The organism is Phyllobacterium lublinensis (assembly GCF_020164435.1).
GTDB lineage: Bacteria > Pseudomonadota > Alphaproteobacteria > Rhizobiales > Rhizobiaceae > Phyllobacterium > Phyllobacterium lublinensis.
Map to the genome: position 1 here is coordinate 272,185 of NZ_JAIUDQ010000002.1, position 14,183 is coordinate 286,367.

General features: G+C 58.6%; 12 protein-coding genes. 9 read left to right on the forward strand and 3 right to left on the reverse strand.

Annotation, left to right across the window (positions count from 1 at the left end; all coding sequences use genetic code 11):
- The first annotated feature begins 118 nt into the window (after positions 1-118).
- The 4 genes from K9U38_RS04265 to fghA are packed head-to-tail and all read left to right on the forward strand — an operon-like array spanning position 119 to position 3,221.
- Entirely contained in the window at positions 119-1,231 is a 1,113-nt protein-coding gene (locus tag K9U38_RS04265) for an S-(hydroxymethyl)glutathione dehydrogenase/class III alcohol dehydrogenase (protein ID WP_224493100.1), read from the forward strand.
- Positions 1,231-1,704, forward strand: coding sequence for a GNAT family N-acetyltransferase (locus K9U38_RS04270; protein WP_224493101.1), 474 nt, complete (start codon positions 1,231-1,233; stop codon positions 1,702-1,704). Before K9U38_RS04265 ends, K9U38_RS04270 begins: the two co-directional genes overlap by 1 nt.
- A gap of 6 nt (positions 1,705-1,710) precedes the next feature.
- The gene (locus K9U38_RS04275; RefSeq protein ID WP_224493102.1) at positions 1,711-2,361 is read left to right on the forward strand and encodes a DUF1345 domain-containing protein; all 651 of its coding nucleotides are present in this window, start codon (positions 1,711-1,713) and stop codon (positions 2,359-2,361) included.
- Between the two features lie 26 nt (positions 2,362-2,387).
- The gene (gene fghA / locus K9U38_RS04280; RefSeq protein ID WP_224493103.1) at positions 2,388-3,221 is read left to right on the forward strand and encodes an S-formylglutathione hydrolase; all 834 of its coding nucleotides are present in this window, start codon (positions 2,388-2,390) and stop codon (positions 3,219-3,221) included.
- A gap of 87 nt (positions 3,222-3,308) precedes the next feature.
- On the opposite strand, the gene K9U38_RS04285 is transcribed toward fghA, so the two are convergent.
- From K9U38_RS04285 to K9U38_RS04295, 3 genes are all read right to left on the reverse strand, one after another.
- On the reverse strand, positions 3,309-4,061 hold the full coding sequence (locus K9U38_RS04285; protein WP_224493104.1) for an RES family NAD+ phosphorylase: 753 nt from the start codon (positions 4,059-4,061) through the stop codon (positions 3,309-3,311).
- Positions 4,021-4,404 carry an MbcA/ParS/Xre antitoxin family protein gene (locus K9U38_RS04290; protein ID WP_224493105.1) on the reverse strand — a complete coding sequence of 128 codons (384 nt, stop codon included), beginning with the start codon at positions 4,402-4,404 and terminating at the stop codon, positions 4,021-4,023. Before K9U38_RS04290 ends, K9U38_RS04285 begins: the two co-directional genes overlap by 41 nt.
- 212 nt (positions 4,405-4,616) lie before the next feature.
- Positions 4,617-5,999 carry a cytochrome P450 gene (locus K9U38_RS04295; protein WP_224493106.1) on the reverse strand — a complete coding sequence of 461 codons (1,383 nt, stop codon included), beginning with the start codon at positions 5,997-5,999 and terminating at the stop codon, positions 4,617-4,619.
- Between the two features lie 467 nt (positions 6,000-6,466).
- Between K9U38_RS04295 and K9U38_RS04300 the strand changes: the two genes are divergently transcribed.
- From K9U38_RS04300 to K9U38_RS04320, 5 genes are all read left to right on the forward strand, one after another.
- On the forward strand, positions 6,467-8,011 hold the full coding sequence (locus K9U38_RS04300; RefSeq protein WP_224493107.1) for a S10 family serine carboxypeptidase-like protein: 1,545 nt from the start codon (positions 6,467-6,469) through the stop codon (positions 8,009-8,011).
- On the forward strand, positions 8,008-8,457 hold the full coding sequence (locus tag K9U38_RS04305; RefSeq protein WP_224493108.1) for a hypothetical protein: 450 nt from the start codon (positions 8,008-8,010) through the stop codon (positions 8,455-8,457). Before K9U38_RS04300 ends, K9U38_RS04305 begins: the two co-directional genes overlap by 4 nt.
- A 267-nt stretch (positions 8,458-8,724) precedes the next feature.
- On the forward strand, positions 8,725-11,166 hold the full coding sequence (gyrB, locus tag K9U38_RS04310) for a DNA topoisomerase (ATP-hydrolyzing) subunit B (protein ID WP_224493109.1): 2,442 nt from the start codon (positions 8,725-8,727) through the stop codon (positions 11,164-11,166).
- A 312-nt stretch (positions 11,167-11,478) separates the two neighbouring features.
- On the forward strand, positions 11,479-12,534 hold the full coding sequence (locus K9U38_RS04315) for a dipeptidase (protein ID WP_224493110.1): 1,056 nt from the start codon (positions 11,479-11,481) through the stop codon (positions 12,532-12,534).
- 27 nt (positions 12,535-12,561) lie between these two features.
- Complete coding sequence (locus K9U38_RS04320; protein WP_224493111.1) at positions 12,562-14,166, forward strand: ABC transporter substrate-binding protein; 1,605 nt, start codon at positions 12,562-12,564, stop codon at positions 14,164-14,166.
- Positions 14,167-14,183 lie beyond the last annotated feature (17 nt).

Here is a 14,183-nt window from a genome sequence, read left to right on the forward strand (position 1 = left end):
TCTGCGATCGGGTGCTCATGAGCGCAGAAGTTTGCCGCACGATGGTTTCCGAAGTCAGCTTTTTAGGTTGGCCCGGCCTAAATCGTAAGACACCTTCCAAAGCATCAGGGAGACAATCATGAAATCACGTGCCGCCGTTGCCTGGGAAGCCAAGAAGCCGCTGACCATCGAGACCATCGAGATCGGCGGTCCCAAGCCCGGCGAGGTGCTGGTGGAGGTCATGGCCACCGGGGTCTGCCATACCGACGCCTATACGCTCTCCGGCCTTGATTCAGAAGGCAAGTTTCCCGCCATCCTTGGCCATGAGGGCGCCGGCATCGTGCGTGAACTCGGTGCCGGTGTCACCTCGCTAAAGGTCGGCGATCACGTCATCCCGCTCTACACGCCGGAATGCCGCCAGTGCAAAACCTGCCTGTCGCAGCGCTCGAACCTGTGCACGTCGATCCGCGCCACGCAAGGGCAGGGCGTCATGCCCGACGGGACCAGCCGCTTCTCCTGCGACGGCGGCGAGGTGTTCCATTACATGGGTTGCTCGACCTTCTCGAATTTCACTGTCCTGCCGGAGATCGCCCTGGCGAAAGTGCGGGAAGACGCGCCTTTCGACAAGATCTGCTATATCGGCTGCGGCGTCACCACGGGCATCGGCGCGGTCATCTATACGGGCAAGGTCTGGCCGGGTGCCAATGTGGTGGTGTTCGGCCTTGGCGGGATTGGCCTCAATGTGATCCAGGGTGCGCGCATGGTCGGTGCCGACAAGATCATCGGCGTCGATCTCAATCCCGGCAAGGTGGCGATGGCGGAGAAATTCGGCATGACCCACTTCGTCAACCCCAACGATGTAGGGAACGACAAGGTGGTCCAGGCGATCCAGGACCTAACCGATGGCGGCGCCGATTTTTCCTTCGATGCCACCGGCAACACCAATGTCATGCGCCAGGCGCTCGAATGCTGCCATCGCGGCTGGGGCACCAGCATCGTCATCGGCGTCGCCGAGGCCGGCAAGGAAATCTCGACGCGTCCGTTCCAGCTCGTCACCGGGCGCAACTGGCGCGGCACCGCCTTTGGCGGCGCGCGTGGCCGCACGGATGTGCCGAAAATTGTCGACTGGTACATGGAAGGCAAGATAGACATCGATTCGCTCATCACCCACACGATGCCCCTCGAAGAGATCAATACGGCTTTCGACCTGATGCATGAGGGCAAGTCTATCCGCAGCGTCGTGAGATTTTGATGAGTTCCGGCACCTACAAGGTCATACTGAGCGGCCTCGACGAACTCTCGCCGCGCGATCTCTACACCATGCTCAAATTGCGGGTCGATGTCTTTGTGGTCGAGCAGAAATGCCCTTATCCCGAGCTTGACGGCAAGGATGGCGAGGCGCTGCACCTGCGCCTGCTTGCCGGCAAGGAGCTGGTTGCCAGTGCGCGCATCAGGAAACCGGCGAAGACGGATCCCGCCGCGCGTATCGGCCGCGTCGTCGTTGCGCCGGAACACAGGGGCAAGAAGCTCGGCGACCGGCTGATGGTGGAGTCGATCGCCCAATGCGAACGGCTCTATCCGCAAAGCCCGATCAAGCTGTCGGCGCAAAGCCATCTGCAGCGCTTCTATGGGTCGTTCGGGTTCGTACCCGCTTCAGAGGAATATCTCGAGGACGGTATCCCGCATGTCGACATGCAGCGGCCGGCTGCGATTGCGTCGGAATAAGCGCCCATGTGGAAGCGGCACAATCCGTTCTATCTTGCTGCCGCTGCCGGACTGGTCGCCCTCGCTCTCGCGCTGATTTTCGTGCCGGGCATTGCCTATGTCAGCGCGGCCAACGTGTTCTTCGCGATCTATCTTGTGCTTTCCATTGCCAAGATCCGAAGATTGACGCCGGACTATCTGCGCCGCAATGCGGCCAAATCCGATGAGCCGGTATGGATCATCTTCGTGGTGACTTTCGGCACGGTTGTCGTCGCCGTCAGTTCGCTATTCGTGCTGATCAATTCCGGGGAGGATCCGCATCCGCTTGACCTTACCCTGGCGCTGGCCGCGGTGCCCCTCGGCTGGCTGACCGTGCACATGATGGCGGCCATCCACTATGCCCACGTCTATTGGCAGCCGGACGAGACGGCAGAGGGCGCAAGGCAGGCGCCGCGCAAACATGTTGGCGGGCTGGAATTCCCGGGCGACAATGAACCCGGAGGCTACGATTTTCTCTATTTTTCCTATGTCATCGGCATGACTGCCCAGACGTCGGATACCGCCATCACCAGTACCGAAATGCGCAAGGTCAATCTCGTCCACGCCATCGTTTCATTCGTCTTCAACACGGTGCTCGTTGCCGCAGCGGTCAACGTCATCGTCTCGCTCGGCCAGTAGGGTTCAGGAACAAATCAGGGGATTTCATGGAAACGCTATCCATCGCCAAGAGTTTCGAGGGAATGCAAGGCATCTATCGTCATCGCAGCGATGCCTGCCAGTGTGACATGACGTTTGCCGTGTTCCTGCCACCGCAGGCGAAGGACGGGCCGGTGCCCCTGCTCTGGTACCTTTCTGGCTTGACCTGCACCCACCAGAACGTCATGGACAAGGGTGAATATCGCCGGGCAGCGGCCGAACTTGGCGTTGCGATCATCTGCCCGGACACCAGCCCGCGCGGCGACCATGTGCCGGACGAGAAGGACAATTGGCAGTTCGGAAGCGGCGCCGGCTTTTATCTGGATGCAACGGAACAACCCTGGTCGGCAAATTACAACATGGCGACCTATGTCGCCGCGGAACTTCCGGAGTTCGTTGCCGCCAATTTTCCGGTCGATATGCAGCGCCAGAGCATTTTTGGCCATTCCATGGGCGGGCACGGTGCGATCACGCTGGCGCTGAAGCATCCTGGCCGGTTCAAATCAGTGTCCGCTTTTGCCCCGATCGCCCGGCCCATTGTCGCGGGCTGGTCGCGGCCGGCCTTCCAGAAATATCTCGGCGACAACGAGAAGGCCTGGCGCGCCTATGACAGTGTGGCGCTGATCGAGGACGGCCACCGCGTGGCGGAACTGCTGGTTGACCAGGGCAAGGCTGACGGCTTTCTGGACGATGGCTTGCGGCCGTGGCTGCTCGAGGAGGCCTGTGCCAAGGCCGGCATTCCGCTGCAGCTCAACATGCGCGATGGCTACGATCATTCCTATTTCTTTATTTCCACCTTCATGACGGATCACATCGCCTGGCATGCTCAGCGGCTGGGGTGAGCCGCCCTGCAGCAGTGACAGGCGAGTGCCTGCCCGCAAAGCATCCTTGCCATCCGGGGTGCTGAAATTTTGACCGTAGACTAGCGCCTAGCGCCCCGACACCCTCGGGTCGCCAGCAAAGGTTGACCGGCTGAATCCAAGCCGCTGCTCGGGGTAATCGCAGATTGCATTGACGCCGTAGCCGGAAAAATGCAGGCGCCAGGTCGTCATGCGTACTGGACGCGGCATGGCAAAGACACCGCAGGCAAGCAATGCGAAATTGGCACCGCCACCCGGATCACGGACTGAGCGGTAGCGGATCAGCTCGATGCCAGCCTCTTGCGCCGCGTCGGCAAGGTCGAGGCAGGCGGAATAGTCGGTAGGGTGCATCCAGCGCTCCGCCTGATCGGCGAAGGGGGCGGCGGTCAGGTCTATTGAATGCGTCGTGGCAAAGCGGGCTTCGAAAGCGGTGAATTCGAGGGCGTTGCGCGGCCATGGGGTGCCGGGGCTCTCGATGAAGAAAAGCAGCCTGTAAAAGGCAGTTTCGGCGACGGCCGTCTCCACCATCTCGCTGGCATAGAAGACGCCGGGCGAATAGCCCTCACGCCGGAACCGTGAATTGCCGGGATAGCGGCCATAGCGGAACGGCGTGGCCAGCAGGTAGTCCAGATGGGCGCAGGCAGGCGGCAGCGGCGGCTTGGTGGCCTCTAGTTCATCTTCCAGCAGGGCTTGCTCGTCCAGCGTATCGACAAGCTTCATGGTAGAGACGCGGTGCTGCGCCTCGACGAGGCGCCAGCACGCGCCGTGGCTATTTTTGGCTTCAGATCGGAGCGCGTCGCGCGTCCAGATAGGCGAGGACATGGGCGAGACCGTCAATGGTTTTGATCCGGTTGAGCGGCTTGCCGCCGAGCATGGTGTTGTCAGTTCGTATCCATTGCCGCGCCACGGTGTCGTCGCCGCCGACAATCGCATCCAGCGAACGGTAGAGGCGGATGAACAGCAGCGCGAGTTCGTAGCTCTTGCCGGTCAGCGGTCCGCCGCTCTCGCTGCGCTTGAGCCGGGATATGCTGGGTTCGGAGAGCCCGACGATGGTGGACAGCTCCTTGGCGGTCAGCCCCAGCAATTCGGACGAACGCAGCAGCGCCTTGGAAACCACGGCGGTTTTGCTAGGCAGGGTGGTCGCGGGGCGAGCCGAGGTTGGCATGGAGTATCCTTTCATGAGAAAGAAATGTATGTCAAATTTCGTGAGAAATCAAGATGTGCTTCCGCAGTGCGTGGTTCGAAGCTCGACAGGCTCACTATGATGAAGCTCACCATGAGGAGAGTCGGTTGTTTGCAGTCTGTTAAAGCCGGCGATGATCATGCAGTCCGCACCCTCATGGTGAGCTTGTCGAACACGCATGGCGTTACTGCACATCACAGTCGCGGTGTCACCGTCATCGGCAGGCCCTTGTCGGGTTGCGTCGTCAGTTTCTGCACTGGCCATGGCCTGTAATCGCCGGCGGACTCGAACCGGAAGCGATGGAGCAGGATCGCCAGGGCAATGATCGCCTCCTGCAGGGCGAAGCTCGCGCCGATACAGACACGCGGTCCCGCACCGAAGGGTAGATACTGGAAGCGATCGATCCGGTCACGATTTTGCGGGTGAAAGCGCGAGGGCATGAACGCTTCCGGGTTTTCCCAGTAGAGCCTGTGCCGGTGGACAGTCCATGGCATGACGAGGACAGCGGAGCCCTTCGGCAGGTGGAGATCTTTGTAGTGGTCGTCTTCAATCGGTTCGCGATTGATGGACGGCGCCGGCGGGTAGAGTCGCATCGCTTCCTCGAAGGCCGCGCGCGTGAGCGGCAGGGCATCGAGCCATTCATGTGGCGGTGGTACATCAGCCTGATCCATGAAGGCATCAATCTCTGCTTCGACCAGGTCGCGCTCCCATGACGCCTTTGCAAGAAGGTAGAGGGTCCAGCCAAGCGCCCTGGCCGTCGTTTCATGGCCAGCGCCGATGAAGGTGATGATATTGTCTTCGATCTCGGCGCGCGACAGACCATCCGGCCCCTCAGCGCGCAGCAGAAGGGTCAGAAAATCATTGGGGACCTTCCCGCCTTCCTGGTCCATGCTAACCTTGCGCATCTCGATCGTGTTGGCGACGATCTGCCGGAAGAAGGCGAGGGCGCGGCGGCCGCGAATTTGGGTAAAGCGCGGCAGCCAGCTCGGCGCGCCAAGGAGATCAAGCGGATCTACCCGGCCCATCGTCTCGAACAGCCGGTCGACTTCGTGGGAGAACTGGTCCGGATCGCCGGCGATTTCGCCGGAGAACAGCGTCTCGGCCAGAATGTCGTAGGTCAGCATGGTCATGTCACGGGACACATCGGTGGTACCCGTTAGCCCCTCATAACGATCGGCGAAACGGTCCGTCGTGCGCTTCATCACATTGGCGAAGCCATGAATATGGCGCGGCGTGAACACCGGCGCCATGGCCTTGCGCGAGCGGCGCCAGACCTCGCCCTCTGCGGTCAGCAGGCCGTCCCGGAGAATGGGGCGCAGGATGCGCTGGCGCACCGCCGCCATCCTGTAGTTCCTGGCATTGTCGACGAGCACGTGGCGGATGAGGCCGGGGTCGTTGGCAATGATGGTATGGGCGAACGACCAGTCGATGGAAACCCAGGGCTCGTTGTAGGAGGGCTCACCCCACAATTCGAGCGGGTTGCGATAAATGGTGCGGATCAACCGCAACGTGCCGACCGGACCGGTGCGAGGGATCGGTGCCGGGGGGACAAAAGCGGTTTGCGTGGTGGGTTCCATTGAGCGCCTCCGCTGGGGCATGTGGGTATGAACGGCGGCAAAATCCACTCATCGGTCATGAAATGGCTCATGACCGCGATCGGCCCCTTACGACTAATTGCTGCCTTGACGCGGCAATCCCGACGGATACTTTTCGGGCTCATTACACCCGGCAACCCGATTTCAGAATTATCAGGCCCTTTTTCTTAGGACATACCGGCAACATTTTGGATTGATAATATAAGGATTTTCAGCAAATGAATTTGCGCCTGTGCTGGCTATTGCTGGCCGTACTTCTTGCGTGATGTAGTGGCGAGTCGGATTCGGAGGAAACCTATAGCGGGACGTTTCAACCGGCAATTGACAAACCCCAGCTACAAATACCCTACGCTGACAGCAGTACCCGTACACCGCTCTCCAGCGATCCCGACTATGGACCTGAGGGCAGGTTTTACGCTCGCGAATTTGATGAAACGCCGAGGAGCAAATTGCAGACGATCTATCTGAATGGCAGTGCGCTGCAGTTCACGGTAGCGGCAGGACATATCAAGGCGAAAAGTTCCAGCCACGCCTTAGCAAGCAGGTTCGGGCAGGCTGCCATTTTCTATACGGCCTATACGCTTGCGAACCAGCCCAAGGGCACACGGCCGGTAACTTTCATTTTCAACGGCGGGCCTGGCGGCGCTTCGGCTGTGATGGACGTTGGTTTCCTTGGACCGAAGCGCTACGACTGGGATGCCCCAAGCTTCGCGCTGAAAGATAACCCCAATACCTTGCTCGACAAAACGGATCTCGTCTTCGTGGATCCAGTCGGAACCGGATATTCCAAGGCGATCTTTCCCAATCGAAACATTGATTTCTGGAGTGTCGATGAGGACGCAAGCGTGCTCACCGATTTCATCATTCGTTATATCAACGCCAATCAACGCCAGGATTCGCCCAAATATCTTTACGGCGTTTCGTACGGTGGTATTCGGGTTCCCATTATCGGACGGATGCTGCTTGAGGGCGGCACCACACAATATACTGAAAGGAAGGATTCAAAGAATGTCCTTACCGGTCTGATCCTGAACTCGCCCATACTCGACTATGAAGCGGATTGCACAGTCAGTGATGCATCCTGTGGCGGTTCGCTTCCGACGTATGCGGCAGTTGCGGCCGACTGGGGAAGGTCCATCGAACGCCCCGGCAAGTCTGCCGATACAATTGTGGACGACATTGCGCCGTTCATCTCGACATATAACCAACTTTACGTTTCGACATTCAGTGGTGTCGACCGTCGCATGGCCCCCGATAATTCAGAATGGCGAGCCTTCCTCAAGCAATCTGCGGCACAGCCCTTCCTGGATCGACTGTATCGCCTGACCGGCATCGGCAAGCTTTATGAGCCTGGAGACAGTGCCGCCAACAACCCGTGGATCGCCGATCCGAATATGGACAGTATTGAATTTATAAAGGCTTTCGATGCAGGCAAAGATGATCGGGGCAGGGTGAGAAAGCTGTTGCTCGGCGACGGGCGCGCGACCATCGCACTTGACGATACCGATTTCGCGATGGACAGAAGATCGGATTTTGATCCGCTTGCCAAACTCTATCAGGAGGAATTTATCGGGTACAATTCCGATTTGAATTATATGGCGAGTAATGGCGAAATCATCGACAAATGGGATTTCTGGTCGCATCATCCCGATGATCCGGTCGATCCCTCAAGATTGGTATCAAGCGTTCCCGATCTCTCCCAGAGCTTTACCCTCAAACCTGATTTGAAGGTTCTGGTCCAGCACGGCTATTATGATCTGAACACGCCCTTCTATCAGTCCAAACTTGTCCTTGACGCATTGCCGGAACCGGCGAAAGTACCGGTCAAGCTATATGAGGCCGGACACGGTATTGGTCCTGAAAGTGGCCCAAAAGAAAAACTTCCCCTCTATGGTCTCGTGCTGAACGATCTCAAAATATTTTATGATCAGCCACTGCCCGCTATGGTGTTTACCGCCATGCGTTCGCCTCTTTCTGAAAGGGTACAGCCATGAAAGTTCGTTTGACCGCGGGAATGACAGCGCTGCTGCTTCTTGGGCAATGGCATGCGGTGCCAGCGATTGCTGCGGAATCCATGGCACGGTTCAAGTCTGAGCGGCAGTTGCAGGGGCTGTCATTGCGCGCTCTTGTTCCTCCATCCACACGCTCGAAACAAGGCGCGGTTCCCCTTACCCGGGAAAAGGTCGGTTCAGCTGTCGACGCCCGTATTCGCGCGATGTATGACAGGGCAATTGACCCGGCAACAAGGCGGGTAACGGTGGCATCTGCCGAAAGAGCGGGCGTGGGTTACTTCGTCGGTCGGTTCGATGCGATGGATGATGATCGTGACGGCACCCTGACCTTTGGCGAATTCGAGGCTTACCTCGACGCTCAATCGCCAATTGGGAGGCCGGCCGGTACGGCACACCCCGAGACCAGGGACATCCAGATCATCCAATAGGTTCTGCATATTGTTAAGGGCCGTGCCCGATTTAGGAGCGCTCAACGCGGACGTCCTACATCCCGGCCCGCATGAAAGCCGCCAAGGTCACAGATTATCCATAGTGCCGGTGCAATATCGCCATCATCCGTGGACAGCCACGGGGTACGAATTGGAAAAACCCGCATAAATCACTATATCTCATGCAGAAACCGGGCATGATTCGCGCTGGGTATGCTATTAGGAAAGACGCACCGGTTCCGGTCGCCTAGAAAAGATTGAATTTACATGAGTGAAACACCCGAGATGACAGTCGAAACCTCGCTGGAATACGGCGCGGAATCCATCAAGGTCCTCAAGGGGCTGGATGCTGTTCGCAAACGCCCTGGCATGTATATCGGCGATACGGATGATGGATCCGGTCTGCACCATATGGTCTACGAAGTCGTGGACAATGCCATCGACGAGGCGCTTGCAGGGCATGCGACGCGCGTGACAGTCACGTTGAACCCCGACGGTTCCTGTACCGTGACGGACAATGGCCGCGGGATTCCCACCGATATGCATTCGGAAGGTGTTTCGGCGGCGGAAGTCATCATGACGCAGCTGCATGCCGGCGGTAAGTTCGACCAGAACTCCTACAAGGTCTCCGGCGGTCTGCACGGCGTGGGCGTTTCGGTCGTCAATGCACTCTCTGTCTGGTTGAAACTGAAGATCCGCCGCCAGGGCAAGATCCATGAAATGAGCTTCACGCACGGTGTTGCCGATGCGCCGCTCATAATCACGGGTGATGCCGGCGAGGAAACAGGAACGGAAGTGTCGTTCCTGCCCTCGACCGACACGTTCTCCATGGTCGAATTCGACTTCAAGACGCTCGAACACCGCCTGCGCGAACTGGCATTCCTCAATTCCGGCGTGCGCATCCTGCTCGCCGATCGCAGGCATGCCGATCCGGTTGAGCTCGAACTGTTCTACGAGGGCGGTCTGACGGCCTATGTGCGCTATCTAGACCGTGCCAAGAAGGAACTGATTGGCGAGCCGATCTATATTCGCGGTGAGAAGGACGATACCACGGTGGAAGTCGCCATGTGGTGGAACGACAGCTACCACGAGAATGTCCTGTGCTTCACCAACAACATTCCCCAGCGGGATGGCGGCACGCATCTTGCCGGCTTCCGCGGTGCGCTGACCCGCCAGATGACTGGCTATGCCGATGCCTCCGGCCAAACCAAGAAATCGAAGGTCACCCTGACGGGCGACGATTGCCGCGAGGGCTTGACCGCGGTGCTTTCAGTGAAAGTTCCAGACCCGAAATTCTCCTCGCAGACCAAGGACAAGCTCGTTTCATCCGAAGTGCGCCCTGTGGTTGAAAGCCTGGTCAATGAAGCTCTCTCCAACTGGCTCGAAGAGCACCCTGCAGAAAGCAAGGTGCTGGTCGAAAAGGTGATCCAGGCGGCATCCGCGCGCGAGGCTGCGCGCAAGGCACGCGACATCACCCGCAAGAATTCGCTGAGCATCAGCTCACTGCCCGGCAAACTTGCCGACTGCCAGGAGCGCGATCCGGCGAAATCAGAAATTTTCATCGTCGAGGGTGACAGCGCGGGCGGTTCAGCCAAGGGCGGACGCTCGCGTCAGAACCAGGCGATCCTGCCGCTGCGCGGCAAGATCCTCAATGTCGAACGCGTCAAACTGGACCGCATGCTCTCCTCCGACCAGATCGGCACGCTGATCCTCGCGCTCGGTACGAGTATCGGCAAGGACGAATTCAATCCGGACAAGCTGCGCTACCACAAGATCATCATCATGACCGACGCCGACGTCGATGGTGCACATATTCGAACGCTGCTGCTGACGTTCTTCTTCCGCCAGATGCCGGAACTGATCGAACGCGGGCATGTCTATATTGCGCAGCCGCCGCTCTATAAGGTGTCGCGCGGCAAGTCCTCGCAATATATCAAGAACGAGACCGCTTTCGAGGAGTTCCTGATCGATTCGGGACTTGAGGAAGCATCGCTGGAACTGGGCACGGGCGAAGTCCGCGCCGGTGTCGATTTGCGCTCTGTCATCAATGACGCGCTCGCTGTACGCCATCTCTTGCAAGGGCTCAATACACGCTATGATCGTGCCGTTGTCGAGCAGGCCACGATTGCCGGCGCGCTCAACCCGGAAGCCATTTCCGATACGCCTCGGGCGCAGGCGCTGGTGACCGAAGTCGCCGGTCGCCTCGATATCATTGCGGAGGAAACCGAAAAGGGCTGGACCGGTCGGCTGGCAACGCCAGAGGACGGCGTAGACGGCTATGTCTTCGAGCGGTCACTGCGCGGCGTCAAGGAAACGGTCACCCTTGACATGGCGCTGCTAGGTTCCGCCGATGCACGTCAGCTCGATCGCTATTCCGCCCGTCTGCACGATATTTACGCCAAGCCGCCAGTGCTGCGCCGCAAGGAGAAGTCGGATTCAGTGGCTGGGCCGATTGCGTTGCTGGAAGCTGTATTCGCCGCCGGGCGCAAGGGGCTTTCGCTGCAGCGCTACAAGGGTCTGGGTGAGATGAACGCCGACCAGCTATGGGAAACCACACTTGATCCCAATGCACGTTCGCTACTGCAGGTGAAGGTGAACGATGCTACGGACGCCGACAGCCTGTTCTCCAGGCTGATGGGCGATGATGTGGAACCGCGCCGCGAATTCATTCAGGACAATGCGCTCAGCGTCGCCAATCTGGACGTCTGATTAGGCGGCACCTTTCTGAGCAGGTGCTACCTGGAGGCGGGTGCTTCAAGCAGCCGCCACAACTTGCACGAGATACATAAAAGGGAGCGCAGAAACGCGCCTATCCGTCCGTTGACTAGTGCTCCGCCCAATCAACCTCATGGCGATCCAAGGCGCGTTTAAGCCTAATCAATCATCGCCGTGGCTTTTTATACTTTTGTACAGCAACTCTCTTGCCTGTTCGCTGGCGTCGTGGTCTTTTGTTGCAAAAGTGCGAGCGACAACCCGGCAACTGCGCCTGCCTTTTTTGAGTCAATATGATTGGGAATTGAAATGCAGCCTGTCTTCGATGGTCACAACGATGTGCTTTACCGGTTGTGGAAACATTCAAGAGACGGCGCCGACCCGGTCACCGAATTCATCGAAGGCACCAGCAGCGGTCACATCGACAAGATCAGGGCACATAAAGGCGGCCTGATTGGTGGATTGTGCGCCATTTACGTTCCCTCCGGCGATCTTGCATTCAAGGCACCCGACGCCAACGGGCATTATTCCACGCCGCTCGCGGCGCCGCTGGAACGCGCGCCATCCCTGGATATCGCGCTTGAGATGGCCTCCATCGCGCTGAGACTGCAGCGGGCCGGAGGCTGGAAGCTCTGCCGGTCCACCGCCGAGATCGCCGAATGCATGGACCGCGGCGTTTTTGCTGCCGTCCTTCACATGGAAGGCTGTGAGGCCATTGGCGCGGATCTGGCCGCGCTCGACGTCTTCTATGCGGCCGGGCTGCGGTCGCTCGGTCCGGTCTGGAGCCGCAACAATATTTTCGCGCATGGCGTTCCCTTTGCCTATCCAATGGATCCGGATACCGGTCCCGGACTGACGCGGGAAGGCGAGGAACTTGTGGCGGCCTGTAATCGCCTCGGCATCCTCATCGACCTTGCACACATTACGGAGAAGGGCTTCTGGGACGTCGCCCGCATCAGCGAACAGCCGCTTGTCGCCAGCCACTCCAATGTCCACGCACTGACGCCGGTTGCCCGCAACCTGACGGACAGGCAGCTCGATGCCATACGCGAGCGCAAGGGCCTGGTCGGGCTCAATTATGCGGTCGCCATGCTCCGCCCCGATGCGCGCGAGAATGCCGAAACGCCATTGTCGGACATGATTCGCCATATAGACTATATGGTGAACCGCATGGGCATCGACTGCGTTGCGCTAGGCTCCGACTTCGACGGTGCAAAAATTCCCGGTGAGATCGGCGATGCCAGCGGCAACCAGAATCTGGTCGCTGCATTGCGGGATGCCGGGTACCTGGGGGATGATCTGGCAAAAATCTGCCGCGAGAACTGGCTGCGCGTGTTGCGCTCGGCCTGGCACGAAGAAAACTAAAATTGCTCTAAAACAGGGAACAGAACGATGAACCATATCAATGCGAAATTCCGGCTCCTTCTTGGCGGCGCGGCACTTTCCGCGATCCTGCTTGCCGGTTTGCCGGCTTGGGCGGAAACGCCGGCTGATACGCTCGTCGAAGCCTTTGCGATCGACGATGTCATTACGCTCGATCCTGCCGAGGCATTCGAGCTCACCATGGGCGAAATCAACGGCAATACCTACGACAAGCTCGTACGGCTTGATATCAACGATCCTTCGAAGATCGTGGCTGATATCGCCGAGAGCTGGACCGTTTCCGATGATGGCCTGACCTATACGTTCAAGCTGAAGCCGGATCTGAAATTCGCTTCCGGAAACCCGATCACCGCGGAAGATGTCGCCTATTCGTTCGAGCGCGCCATCAAGCTCGACAAGAGCCCGGCCTTCATACTCACCCAGTTCGGCCTGAAGGCGGACAATGTCACCGAGAAAGCCAAGGCGGCCGATGCCTCGACCTTCGTCTTCACGGTAGACCAGCCCTATGCGCCGAGCTTCGTCTTGAACTGCCTGACTGCGACAGTCGCCTCGGTCGTCGACAAAAAACTGATTTCCGAGCATGTGGTTGGCGACGACTATGGCAATGCGTGGATGAAGACCGGCTATGCCGGTTCCGGCCCCATGAAGATCCGCGACTGGCGCGCCAACGAGATCATCGTCCTCGAGCGCAACGACAATTATTATGGCACGAAGGCCCCGCTCAACCGGGTCATCTATCGCCATGTCAAGGAAAGCGCGGCCCAGCGGCTCCTGCTTGAGAAGGGCGATATCGATGTTGCCCGTAACCTTGAGCCAAACGACCTCGAACAGGTTGTGAAGAACCAGGACATCACGACGACGAGCGCCGCGAAAGGCACGATCTACTATTTCAGCCTCAACCAGAAAAACCCGAACCTGGCCAAACCGGAAGTGCGCGAAGCGCTGAAGTATCTGGTCGACTATGACGCGATCGGCGAAAAGCTGATCAAGGGCATTGGCGAGATCCACCAGACGTTCCTGCCAAAGGGCATTCTCGGCGAACTCGATGAGAACCCCTACAAGCTCGATGTCGAGAAGGCGAAGGGACTACTCGAAAAGGCCGGGCTCAAGGACGGCTTCTCCTTCACGATGGATGTTCGCAACAACCAGCCTGTTACCGGCATCGCTGAATCCGTGCAGCAGACCATGGCGCAGGCTGGCGTGAAGATGGAAATCATCCCTGGCGATGGTAAGCAGACGCTAACCAAATACCGGGCGCGTACACATGATTCCTATATTGGCCAGTGGGGCGTCGATTATTGGGATCCGAATTCCAATGCTGAAACCTTCACGTCCAATCCCGACAATTCCGATGCCGGCACCAACAAGACATTGGCCTGGCGCAACGCATGGGATGTGCCGGATCTGACCAAGGAAACCAAGGCAGCCCTGCTCGAGCGCGATGGCGCCAAGCGCGCCCAGATGTATCAGGACCTGCAGAAGAAGGTGCTGGAAAGCAGCCCGTTCGTGTTGATCTTCCAGCAGACGGAAGTGGCTGGCCTGCGCTCGAATCTGAAGGGCTTCAAGCTTGGACCTTCGTTCGACACGAATTACGTTTTCACCGTGTCGAAGTAAGCGGGACCTTTGCCCAA

What these genes read in the sequence shown, in the direction of transcription:
- K9U38_RS04320 (WP_224493111.1), top strand. Translation starts at nt 12,562, where the DNA reads ATGAACCATATCAATGCGAAATTCCGGCTCCTTCTTGGCGGCGCGGCA.
- K9U38_RS04305 (WP_224493108.1), top strand. Translation starts at nt 8,008, where the DNA reads ATGAAAGTTCGTTTGACCGCGGGAATGACAGCGCTGCTGCTTCTTGGG.
- K9U38_RS04285 (WP_224493104.1), bottom strand. Translation starts at nt 4,061, where the DNA reads ATGTCCTCGCCTATCTGGACGCGCGACGCGCTCCGATCTGAAGCCAAA.
- K9U38_RS04275 (WP_224493102.1), top strand. Translation starts at nt 1,711, where the DNA reads ATGTGGAAGCGGCACAATCCGTTCTATCTTGCTGCCGCTGCCGGACTG.
- K9U38_RS04270 (WP_224493101.1), top strand. Translation starts at nt 1,231, where the DNA reads ATGAGTTCCGGCACCTACAAGGTCATACTGAGCGGCCTCGACGAACTC.
- fghA (WP_224493103.1), top strand. Translation starts at nt 2,388, where the DNA reads ATGGAAACGCTATCCATCGCCAAGAGTTTCGAGGGAATGCAAGGCATC.
- K9U38_RS04265 (WP_224493100.1), top strand. Translation starts at nt 119, where the DNA reads ATGAAATCACGTGCCGCCGTTGCCTGGGAAGCCAAGAAGCCGCTGACC.
- gyrB (WP_224493109.1), top strand. Translation starts at nt 8,725, where the DNA reads ATGAGTGAAACACCCGAGATGACAGTCGAAACCTCGCTGGAATACGGC.
- K9U38_RS04315 (WP_224493110.1), top strand. Translation starts at nt 11,479, where the DNA reads ATGCAGCCTGTCTTCGATGGTCACAACGATGTGCTTTACCGGTTGTGG.
- K9U38_RS04290 (WP_224493105.1), bottom strand. Translation starts at nt 4,404, where the DNA reads ATGCCAACCTCGGCTCGCCCCGCGACCACCCTGCCTAGCAAAACCGCC.
- K9U38_RS04295 (WP_224493106.1), bottom strand. Translation starts at nt 5,999, where the DNA reads ATGGAACCCACCACGCAAACCGCTTTTGTCCCCCCGGCACCGATCCCT.